Below are 10,600 nucleotides of genomic sequence, written 5' to 3' on the forward strand. Positions count from 1 at the left end.
CCGCTCCTCAGCATGAGGGAGCCAAGCGGCGCGGCCGGAGATGCCGGGTGAGCGCGCGCCGAGGTGGCGGCAGGCGGCGGCGAGGCCGCAACCAGGCCGCAGCAAGCCGCCGACACCGGCCGAACATCCCAAAACACCCCTCGTCCTGAGGAGCCTGCGATCAGCAGGCGTCTCGAAGGACACGGCGGCATCCCCGACCCCGCCCCCTCGGCGTAAGCCGCCCGATGCTTCAAGACGCGGCTGCGCCGCTCCTCAGCAGGAGGGAGAAAGCGGGCCGGCTGGCTAGCCGGGTGCGCCCAGCGGCGGGACAGTCCTGGCGCGGAAAGGGCCGGGAACCCGAAGGCTCCCGGCCCTGTCCAGCGCGCCCTGCCGTTGGCGACAAAACCCGGCCGGCGCGCCGGGCCCGTCGTCCTTACTCGGCGGCGATCTTGCCGGCTTTCTGGGCCGCCAGCGCCTTGCGCACGCCGGCGCCATAGGCTGGGTCGGCCTTGTCGAAATGCGCCAGCTGACGGTCGATGATCGCCTGCGGCACGCCGTCCATGGCACCGGCGATATTGTCGAACAGCTGCTGCTTCTGGCTGTCCGACATCAGGCGGAACAGATTGCCCGGCTGGGTGTAATCGTCATTGCCCTCGCGGTGGTTATACCGGTCGGCGTCGCCGGAAATCTTCAGCGGCGGCTCGGCCACGGAGGCATCCTCGACCGGCCCGCCGAACGAGTTCGGCTCGTAATAGGCGTCCGTGCCCTTCGGCGCGTCGAAGCGCATCTGGCCGTCCATATGGTAATGATTCACCGGGCAGCGCGGGCGGTTCACCGGCAGCGCCTCGTAATGCGTGCCGACCCGGTAGCGATGCGCGTCGGCGTAGGAGAAGATGCGCGCCTGCAGCATCTTGTCCGGCGAGAAGCCGACGCCGGGGATGATGTTGGACGGCGAGAAGGAGGATTGCTCGATCTCCGCGAAGTAATTCTCCGCGTTGCGGTTCAGCTCCAGCACGCCGACCTCGATCAGCGGGTAATCTTTGTGCGGCCACACCTTGGTCAGATCGAACGGGTTGTAGGCGGTCTTCTCCGCGTCGGTTTCCGGCATCACCTGAATGCAGAAGCGCCATTTCGGATAATCGCCCTTCTCGATCGCCTCGAACAGGTCGCGCTGCGCGCTCTCCCGGTCCTTGCCGATGACCTCCTCGCCCTCGGCGTTGGTCCAGTTCTTGATGCCCTGCATCGACTTGAAGTGGAACTTCACCCAGAAACGCTCATTGGCGGCGTTGATGAAGCTGAAGGTGTGGCTGCCGAAGCCGTGGATGAAGCGGTAACCCTGCGGCAGGCCGCGATCCGACATCAGGATCGTCACCTGGTGCAGGCTTTCCGGGGAGAGCGACCAGAAATCCCACATCGCCGTCGGCGAGCGCATGTTGGTCTTCGGATGGCGCTTCTGGGTATGGATGAAATCCGGGAATTTCAGCGGGTCGCGCACGAAGAACACCGGCGTGTTGTTGCCGACGATGTCCCAGTTGCCCTCCTCCGTATAGAGCTTGATGGAGAAGCCGCGCACGTCGCGCTCGGCATCGGCCGCCCCGCGCTCGCCGGCCACAGTGGAGAAGCGCATCAGCAGGTCGGTCTTCTTGCCGATCTGCGAGAACAGCTTGGCGCGGGTGTATTTGGTGATGTCATGGGTCACGGTGAAGGTGCCGAAAGCGCCGGAGCCCTTGGCATGCACCACGCGCTCGGGAATGCGTTCGCGGTTCTGGTGCGCCAGCTTTTCCAGCAGCTGGTAATCCTGCATCAGCAGCGGGCCGCGCGGGCCGGCGCTGATCGAGTTCTGGTTGTCGGGGATCGGGTTGCCGCCCGTCGTGGTCATGATTTTGGGAGTATCGGTCATGGCTTAATCCTCCTGCCCTCGGGTTATTCAGCACTGTGCCTGGGGCCTAGTGGCGATAAGTAAAAGCTATTCGCTCCTCACTCATTAAGGAAATTGATAGTTTTGATCGAAACCATCGGCTGAGCCGATTACCCTATCGCAGCGCTCCGGTTTCTCGCAGATAGCGCGCCACGCCGGGATGCAGCATCGCCGGCTCGGGCGCGGCCTCGGCGGTGTTGGCCGGCGTGGTTTCGGCAGCCTGATCCAGCTTGGCGGTCAGCGCCGGGCCGGCCTTGTCGATGGCGCGGATCAGCCGGTAAGCGACATCCTCCGGCAGATCGGCGCGGGTCATCACGAAATTCCAGGACCCCACGGTGCGCACCGGCTCGCCCTGCCCGGCATAGGAGCCGGCGGGCAGAATCATCGGCTTCAGGAAGCTGTGCTTGGCCCGCACCCGGTCGATCTGCGCCTCGGTCAGGCCGACGAAGCGGGCGCCCTGCGGGCCTTCCGCCACCCGCACGAAGCCGGGCCAGCCGACGCCCGCGCCCCACAGCGCCACAGCCTCCCCGCCGATCACCTTGGGCGGCGAATCGGCGGCGCGGGTGACGAAGATCGGCGTGAAGTCGCGGCGCATGTCGAGCCCCAGCCCGTCCAGCACGTAATCCGCCATCACCACCAGGCCGGAGCCTTCGGTGCCGAACACGACGCTCTTGCCCTGTAATTCGGCGATGTCGCGCACCGGCGCGTCGCCGCGCACCGCGAACATGCCGGGGCTGGAATACATCGCCACCAGGATGCGCAGGTCGGTCTTCGCCCGGCCGATGCCGGCCAACGCCTCATAGGCGCTGGTGCCCTGGACGAGGGCGATATCCAGCTCGCCGGCTTCCAGCAGCGGTATGTTTTCCGCCGTGCCCCTGGTCGGCCGCGAGCGTACCGCCAGCGCGGGGTCGGCCGCATTGATCGCCTCGGCCAGCGCGTCGCCATACAGGCTGAACCCGCCGCCCTGGGTGGAGGTGCCGAGGGAGATTTCCGCCATCGCGGGCGACGCCATCATCAACATGCCGCCAACCAGGCCGGCCCGTAATTTCCTCACTGTCGCCCCCTTTGATTTTCCTGTGAGCTTGAGATGGAGCGGTAAGGCGCGCTGTCAACTTTCGCCCCATCTGCGCAAGAAATCGGCACGACAACAGCGGCGTTTGCCCGTACCGTAGGCGCATTAGAATATCAGCATGCGCGAAGACGCGCAGCTTCGTCGGCCTTGTCCATCTGGCATGGCGATTGCTGTTTTCGCAGGCCGACGACGGGCACATCACCCGAACGGGCACAACATTGAACGGGGGAGATTGCGACATGAAGATTCTGGCCGGGGCCGCCTGCGCCCTCCTGCTCCTGACCGCCGGGGCGCACGCCCAGGCGCTGAAGACCGGCGTTGACGGCACCTTCGCGCCGCACGCCATGCCGAACCTCAGCGGCGGCGTGGAAGGTTTCAACATCGACCTCGCCAACGAGATCGGCAAGCGCATCAAGCGCGGCGTGACCATCGAATCCACCCAATTCTCCGGCCTGCTGCCGGGCCTCCAGGCCGGCACCTACGATTTCATCGCCGCCCCCACCACGGTCACCCAGGAGCGCGCGGAAAGCCTGCTGTTCACCGAGGGTTATTTGAATACCGACTTTCAGTTCGTGGTGAAGAAGGGCACGCCGGACATCAAGGATCTGGCCGAGCTGAAGGGCAAGGTGATCGCGGTCAATCGCGGCTCCGCCTACGATAGCTGGGCGCGCGGCCTGGCCGACAAGATCGGCTGGACGGTGGAGACCTACGGCACCAACACCGACGCCATCCAGGCGGTGATCTCCGGCCGCGCCTACGCCAATGTCGCCGGCAACACGGTATCGGCCTGGGCGGTGAAAAAGAACCCGCAGATCGCCCTGTCCTACCTGCATTCTACCGGCCTGGTCTGGGCCGCGCCGATCCGCAAGGACAATGCCGAGATGCGCAAGCTGGTCGAGAACGCCATGGAGTGCATGAAGCTGGACGGCACCATGGCGGCGATGCACGAGAAATGGTTCGGCACCAAGCCGGCCCCCGGCTCCGCCGCCGTCACCGTCTATCCCGGCTATGGCGTGCCCGGCATGCCCGGCTACGATCCCACCGACCACAAGCCGGCCTGCGATTGATCGAGCAGCCCTTCTCTGTCATGCCCGGGCGTGACCTGGGCATCCAGGGGCGATGCCTTGCCTGAAGCCACGCAGAATCGTTTAAGCCGGTGCTGGCTGGATTGCCGGGTCAAGCCCGGCAATGACATTTCCCTTGAGTGAGGAGCCGCCCCTTGCCTGACCCCGCCGCCATGCTCGACGTTGCCGGGCTGAGGAAGAGTTTCGGCGACATCGAGGTGCTGAAGGGCATCGACCTTGCCGTGCAGGCGCAGGAGCTGGTGTTCGTGATCGGCCCGTCGGGATCGGGCAAGAGCACCTTCCTGCGCTGCTGCAATCTGCTGGAGCAGCCCAGCGAGGGTTCGATCCGGGTCGATGGCGTCGAGCTGCTGGATTCGAAGACCGACATCAACAAGATGCGTCAGCGCATCGGCATGGTGTTCCAGTCCTTCAACCTCTATCCGCACATGAACGCCGCCGGCAACATCATGCTTGCGCTGCGCAAAGTGCTGGGCAAAAGCAAGGCCGAGGCGCGCGAGATCGCCGAGGCCAGCCTGGCCCGCGTCGGGCTGGCGGAAAAGGCGGACGCCTATCCCAACGAGTTGTCGGGCGGCCAGCAGCAGCGCGTCGCCATCGCCCGCGCCATGGCGCTGGAGCCGAAGATCATGCTGTTCGACGAGCCGACCTCGGCCCTCGACCCCGAGCTGGTCGGCAGCGTGCTGACGGTGATGCGCGAGCTGCGCGAGGCCGGCATGACCATGGTGGTGGTCAGCCACGAGATGCGCTTCGCCCGCGACGCCGCCGACCGCGTGGTGTTCATGGATGACGGGCTGATCGTCGAGCAGGGTGACCCCGCGCATATATTCGGCGCGCCGCGGCACGAGCGCACCCGCACCTTCCTCGCCAACTTCCAGGCCTAAGCCCATGAACGGGCTGGATGTCTTTCTCGACGCCTTCTTCAATCCCGCGGTCACGGCGAAATATCTGCCGGACATATTATGGGGCATGGTGGTGACCGTGCAGGTGGCGCTGGCGGTGGTTTTCACCGGCATCGCGCTTGGCCTGGCGCTGGCGGCGCTGCGCAGCTTCCGGCTGCCGGGCGTCAATCTGCTGATCGTGTTCTTCGTCGATATCTTCCGCGCGCTGCCGCCGCTGGTGGTCATCCTGCTGGTCTATTTCGGGCTGCCGAATGTCGGCATAAGCCTGCCCAGCTTCGCCGTGCTGTGGGTGGTGCTGTCGCTTGTGCTGGCCGCCTTCGCGGAGGAGATTTTCTGGTCCGGCATCCTGTCGATCCGCAAGGGCCAGTGGGAGGCGGCGCGCTCCACCGGCCTCACTTTCGCGCAGACGCTGGGCCATGTGATCCTGCCGCAGGCGGTGCGCATGACCGTGCCGCCGCTGACCAACCGCACCATCGCCATCACCAAGAACACGGCGCTGGGCGCTGTGATCGGCGTGCCGGAAATATTGATGCAGGCGCAGACGGCGCAAAGCTTCTCCGGCAACGCCACGCCGCTGCTGCTGGGCTCGCTGGCCTATATCGCGCTGTTCGTGCCGGTGGTGATATTGGGCCGCTGGCTGGAGACCCGCTTCGCCTGGGGCAGGGCCTGAGCCATGGAGATGTTCGTCAGCCAGTTCTTCAATCTGGAGATCATGAGCCAGGCCTGGCCGCTGCTACTGCGCGGGCTGGGGATGACGCTGCTGCTGTGCGCGGCGGTGATCCCGCTGGGGCTCGTCGGCGGGCTGCTGATCGCGCTGGTGTGCCGCAGCCAGCACCGGGCGATCCGCTGGACCGCCTTCGCGCTGGTCGATTTCTTCCGCGCCGTGCCGCCCTTGGTGCTGCTGATCTTTATCTATGCCGGCCTGCCCTTCGCCGGCATCCGCCCCTCGCCCTTCGCGGCGGTGTGCATCGCCTTCTTCCTGAACACCGGGGCCTATTACGGCGAAATCTACCGCGCCGGCATCGACAGCATCGGCCGCGGCCAGTGGGAGGCGGCGCGCTCCACCGGCCTGACCGGCCTGCAGACGCTGGCCCATGTGATCGTCCCGCAGGCGGTGCGCAATGTGCTGCCGGACCTGGTGTCGAACACGGTGGAGGTGGTGAAGCTGACCTCCATCGCCAGCGTGGTGGCGCTGCCGGAGCTGCTGTACTCGGCCGACATGGCGCGCTCCGTCACCTACAACCCGTCCAGCCTGGTGATGGCGGCCGGCCTCTACCTGCTGCTGCTGTGGCCCTGCGTCAGGCTGCTGAGCCGGCTGGAGCACCGGGTGGCGCGCTGAGGGGGGGCGCGCTGAGGGGTGGCGCGCTAAGCACGGCTTGCAGCGGCCCGGCGAGATCGCCGCCATCGCCCATCGCGACGCCGTCCAGCCCCAGCCACAGCGCCATGCGCCGCAGCTCCTCGGCCAGCGCTTCGGCGATCAGCGCCGGTTTCTGCCCCGCCTCGGCATGGGCGGCATGGACCCGCAGGACGCCGGACGCCCGGTCGGCCTTCAGATCGACCCGGGCGACCAGCCGGTCGCCCAGCAGGAAGGGCAGCACGTAATAGCCGTATTGCCGCTTTTCCGCCGGGGTATAGATTTCCAGCCGGTAGCGGAAGCCGAACAGCCGCTCCGCCCGATCGCGCTCCCACACCAGCGAATCGAACGGCGACAGCAGCGCCTGCGTCCGCACCCGGCCGGGCAGCCGGGCCGCGCGATGCAGATAGGCCGGCTGGCGCCAGCCCTTCACCGCCACCGGCAGCAGCTCCCCCGCCTCCACCAGCTCCGCCAGGCGGTTGCGGGCGTCGAGCAGGCCGAGGCGGAAATAGTCGCGCAGGTCGCTCTCCGTCGCCACCCCCATGGCGCGCGCGGCGATGCGCATCAGCGCGCGCTGGGCGTCGGCCTCGGCCGGCGTCGGCGTCTCGACGATGGCGCGCGGCAGCACGCGCTCGGTCAGATCGTACACACGCTCGAAATTGCGCCGCGTGGCGGTGGTGACCCGTCCGGCCCAGAACAGCCATTCCAGGGCGATCTTGCCGTCGCTCCAGCCCCACCAGGCGCCGCGCGTCTCGCCGGCCATGCTGAGCTCCGACGCGCCGAGCGGGCCACGGGCGCGGATTTCATCCACCACCGCGCGGATATAGTCGCGCTTCTCCCGGCCGAAGGCGGCAATGCCCTTATAGACGCCCTGCCCGCGTTCCGCCCGCGCCATGCGCCAGCGCATCAGCGGTTGCAGGTCCAGCGGCATGTAGGAGGCCTCGTGCCCCCAATATTCGAACAGCCCGCGTCGCAGCCCGCGATAGGCGTGGCGGTCGAGCAGATCATGCTCGTAATGGCCCAGCCGCGAGAAGATCGGCAGGTAATGCGAGCGCACCAGCACATTCACCGAATCGATCTGGATCAGCCCGACCCGGTCGAACACGCGGCGGGCATGCTTCAGCGCCACGGCGGCCGGCCGTCGCTCGGCGAAGCCCTGGGCGGCCAGCGCGATGCGTCGCGCCTCGCCCGGCGTCAGCCGGTCGATCGCCTTGGCGTCGAAAGCCATGTTTGTTCCCCGTCCGTTCCTGCCGACCGCAGTCTTATCGAGGATGATGGAATTGGCAAGCAAAGGATGCGTCAGCCCACCGAGGACAGCGTTCCCGCCTCATCCTCATAGGGCACGACCATGTTGCGGCCGCGCCGCTTCGCCAGATACAGCGCCTGGTCGGCGCGGTTGATCACGCTCATCACATTGCGGTCCTGCTCGGCCAGGCCGGCGCAGCCGATGCTGACCGTGATCTGGATGGTCTCGCCATAGGTGGCCACCGGCGTATCGGCGACGCGCAGGCGCAGGCGCTCGGCCAGCTTCATCGCCCCCGTCATATCGCCGCGCGTGACCACAACAATCTCCTCGCCGCCCAGCCGGCACACAAGATCCTGGCTGCGCGCCTCGGCCAGACAGATCCAGGAGACGGTCTGCAACACGGTGTCGCCGCTGGCATGGCCATAGGTGTCGTTGACCTGCTTGAAGCGGTCGATATCCAGCAGCAGCACGGAAAGCGCCATGCCGTCCAGCTTCGCGGAGGCGAACAGCCGCGCGCCGCGCGCCTCCAGCCCGCGCCGGTTCAGCAGCCCGCTCAGCGGATCGCGCTCGGCCAGTTCGGTGAGCGAGCGGTTGGTCTCCTGCAATTCGGCGGTCATCAGCTCGACGCGCTTCTCGACCGAGGTTTCGAGCTGGTGCACCGCCCCCTCGGCCTGACGCAGCCGGCGCACCAGGGCGCGCAGCGCGTGCGACAGATCGACCAGCTCGCGGCTGCCGAACAGGCGCGGCAAATTGCTTTCCTTCGGATCGACGCCGAGCAGCTTCGCCGTCTCCTGCAATTTCTGCAATGGCAGGGCCAGGCGCTGGGCCACCAGCCATCCCAGCAGGGCGGCCACCAGCGCCATCGCCAGGCCGACGCCGGAGATCAGATGCTGCAAATCCTCCACCTGCCGAAGCGCCGTTTCGGCCGGCTGGCTGGCGACCACGATCCAGCCCAGGCCTTTGTAGTCGCGATAGCCGGTGGTGGGGCGCACGGCCAGGCTGGTGTCCACCCCGTCCAGCATTTCCCGGAAATAACCGTTCTTGCCCTGCATCGCCGCCCGCACCGCCGGCAGATGCGACATATCCTGGCCGAACGGCCCGCCCAGGATCACCTTGCCGTCGCGGTTCAGGACGGTGAGCGTGCGGCCAAGCCGGCGATCCTCGGCGGACAGAATGGCGCCCACCTGCTCGCCGGCCCATTCCCAGGAGAGATGCGCGCCCAGCACGCCGATGACCTTATGGTCGTCGCCGTGAATCGGCGCCGCGACATCCACGAAGCGCAGCGGCTCCGGCCCTGTGCTGGGCAGGTACTTCGCCAGCATGAAGGCGTCGTGCACATCGCCGACATGCGGCCCCCGCAAGGCGGCCTGAAACCACTCCCGGTGGCCGGCATTCGCATTCACCAGCAAATCGTCGGTCGCGGCCAGCACCAGCCCATCCGGCCGCATCACGCCAATCCAGGCATAGAGCGGATAGGTCTTGTGCAGCCGCTCGATGACGGTGCGCAGCGGGGCAACCCCCAACTCGCCGCTGAGTGCGGTTTGCAGGCTGGCCGCGTTGATGATGTCGTGAAACCGTTCGAACATGCCGCGGTCGAGCATCTCCTGCATCGCGCCGGCCCGCGCTTCGAGGTCGCGGCTGACCATGCCTTCCATGGTCCGCGTGGCCAGCGAGCCGGCGATCATCGCGCATGCCAGAACGAGCGCCGCCGTCAGCACGCCGATGGCGATGCCGAGTTGCAGGCGCAGGGTCATGCGATCGATGAACAGGTTGGATTTCATTATCGCCGTCGCGTGGTTATTTCATTGATATAACGCCAAATCTCTTAAGAAACGATCAAAGCCGGCCAAACCGGAAATATTCTCCCCACGCGCCTCGGGCTTGCGTATGAAGGGTATCGGAAGCTGGCGGGTGCCGACAGCCTAATTAAGGAGAGCGCGAATAATGCCGTCCCGTAAAAAAGCCATTGTCGTCGGCGCGCTGGGCGTCATCGGCCGCTATATCGTGGAGCGCCTGGCCGAGGCCGGCGATTGGGAGATTATCGGCCTGTCGCGCCGGCAGGGGCCGAGCGCGGGCGCGGTGCGGTATCTCTCGGTCGACCTGCTGGACGGACGGGATCTGGCGAGCAGGCTGGCGGAATGCCGCGACGCCACGCACATCTTCTACGCCGCCTTCCAGGCCGTTCCCGGCCATGCCTCCGGCTATGCCGCCAATATCGCGCCCAATCTGGGCATGCTGGTGAATGCGGTGAGCGCGGTGGAGGCCATGTCGCCGGCGCTGGAGCGCGTGGTGCTGGTGACCGGCACCAAGACCTATGGCGTGCATATGGGCCCCTACAAGACGCCGGCGCGCGAAAGCGACCCGCGCCACATGCCGCCCAACTATTATTTCAACCAGGTCGACTGGCTGACCGACCGGCAGAAGGGCAAGGGCTGGGACTGGGTGGAGCTGCGCCCGCAGACCCTGTGCGGCTTCGCGCCCGGCACGCCGATGAGCATCGTGCCGGTGATCGGCGTCTATGCCGCCTTCTGCCGCGAACTCGGCCTACCGTTGCGCTTTCCCGGCAAGCCGGGGGCCTATGAGGCGATCTACCAGGTCACCGATTCCGCGCATTTCGCCGATGCCTGCCTATGGGCCGCGCTGGAGCCGCGCTGCGCCAACCAGGCCTATAACATCACCAACGGGGATTATTTCCGCTGGCGCCATCTCTGGCCGGCCTTCGCCGATTTCTTCGGCCTGCCCTACGCGCCGCCGCAGACGATCTCGCTGACCCAGATGATGGCCGACAAGCAAGATCTGTGGGACGCGCTGGTCGCGAAGCACGGCTTGCAGCCCTATAGCTTCGCGGAAATCGCCGCCTGGCCCTTCGGCGATTATGTGTTCGGCGCGGATTGGGACGTGATGTCGAATGTCACCAAGGCGCGGCAGCACGGCTTTCACGCCGTGATCGACAGCGAGGAGATGTTCCTGCGCCTGTTCCAGCGCTTCCGGGACGAGAAGATCATCCCGTGACGCGGCGGGTCGCCTGCCGCCGGACCCTTCGAGACGCC

At 66.7% G+C, this 10,600-nt stretch carries 9 protein-coding genes; 5 read left to right on the plus strand and 4 right to left on the minus strand.

Going from position 1 to position 10,600, the window contains the following annotated elements; translation table 11 throughout:
* Positions 1-412: 412 nt before the first annotated feature.
* Positions 413-1,879: a catalase gene (locus AUP43_RS01640; protein WP_067551728.1), complete on the minus strand. Its 1,467-nt coding sequence runs from the start codon at positions 1,877-1,879 to the stop codon at positions 413-415.
* Between the two features lie 133 nt (positions 1,880-2,012).
* The gene (locus tag AUP43_RS01645) at positions 2,013-2,951 is read right to left on the minus strand and encodes a TAXI family TRAP transporter solute-binding subunit (RefSeq protein ID WP_067551731.1); all 939 of its coding nucleotides are present in this window, start codon (positions 2,949-2,951) and stop codon (positions 2,013-2,015) included.
* A 257-nt stretch (positions 2,952-3,208) separates the two neighbouring features.
* Between AUP43_RS01645 and AUP43_RS01650 the strand changes: the two genes are divergently transcribed.
* The 4 genes from AUP43_RS01650 to AUP43_RS01665 all read left to right on the plus strand — a co-directional run bounded on the left by AUP43_RS01650 (position 3,209) and on the right by AUP43_RS01665 (position 6,289).
* Positions 3,209-4,036: a transporter substrate-binding domain-containing protein gene (locus AUP43_RS01650; RefSeq protein WP_067551734.1), complete on the plus strand. Its 828-nt coding sequence runs from the start codon at positions 3,209-3,211 to the stop codon at positions 4,034-4,036.
* A gap of 152 nt (positions 4,037-4,188) precedes the next feature.
* Complete coding sequence (locus tag AUP43_RS01655; protein WP_456093688.1) at positions 4,189-4,932, plus strand: amino acid ABC transporter ATP-binding protein; 744 nt, start codon at positions 4,189-4,191, stop codon at positions 4,930-4,932.
* Positions 4,933-4,936: 4 nt separating this feature from the next.
* Positions 4,937-5,620 carry an amino acid ABC transporter permease gene (locus tag AUP43_RS01660; protein WP_067551740.1) on the plus strand — a complete coding sequence of 228 codons (684 nt, stop codon included), beginning with the start codon at positions 4,937-4,939 and terminating at the stop codon, positions 5,618-5,620.
* 3 nt (positions 5,621-5,623) lie between these two features.
* Positions 5,624-6,289, plus strand: a complete 666-nt coding sequence (locus AUP43_RS01665; protein ID WP_067551743.1) for an amino acid ABC transporter permease — start codon at positions 5,624-5,626, stop codon at positions 6,287-6,289.
* Here the strand turns inward: AUP43_RS01665 and AUP43_RS01670 are convergent.
* A complete protein-coding gene (locus tag AUP43_RS01670) occupies positions 6,249-7,532 on the minus strand; it encodes a winged helix-turn-helix domain-containing protein (protein ID WP_067551747.1) in 1,284 nt (427 codons plus the stop codon). The genes AUP43_RS01665 and AUP43_RS01670 overlap by 41 nt on opposite strands.
* Positions 7,533-7,603: 71 nt before the next feature.
* Complete coding sequence (locus AUP43_RS01675) at positions 7,604-9,331, minus strand: sensor domain-containing diguanylate cyclase (protein WP_067551750.1); 1,728 nt, start codon at positions 9,329-9,331, stop codon at positions 7,604-7,606.
* Positions 9,332-9,494: 163 nt separating this feature from the next.
* Here AUP43_RS01675 and AUP43_RS01680 point away from each other — a divergent pair, with 163 nt between their 5' ends.
* Positions 9,495-10,562 carry an SDR family oxidoreductase gene (locus AUP43_RS01680; protein WP_067551753.1) on the plus strand — a complete coding sequence of 356 codons (1,068 nt, stop codon included), beginning with the start codon at positions 9,495-9,497 and terminating at the stop codon, positions 10,560-10,562.
* Positions 10,563-10,600 lie beyond the last annotated feature (38 nt).

This window comes from Oceanibaculum pacificum, from assembly GCF_001618175.1.
Taxonomy (GTDB): domain Bacteria; phylum Pseudomonadota; class Alphaproteobacteria; order Oceanibaculales; family Oceanibaculaceae; genus Oceanibaculum; species Oceanibaculum pacificum.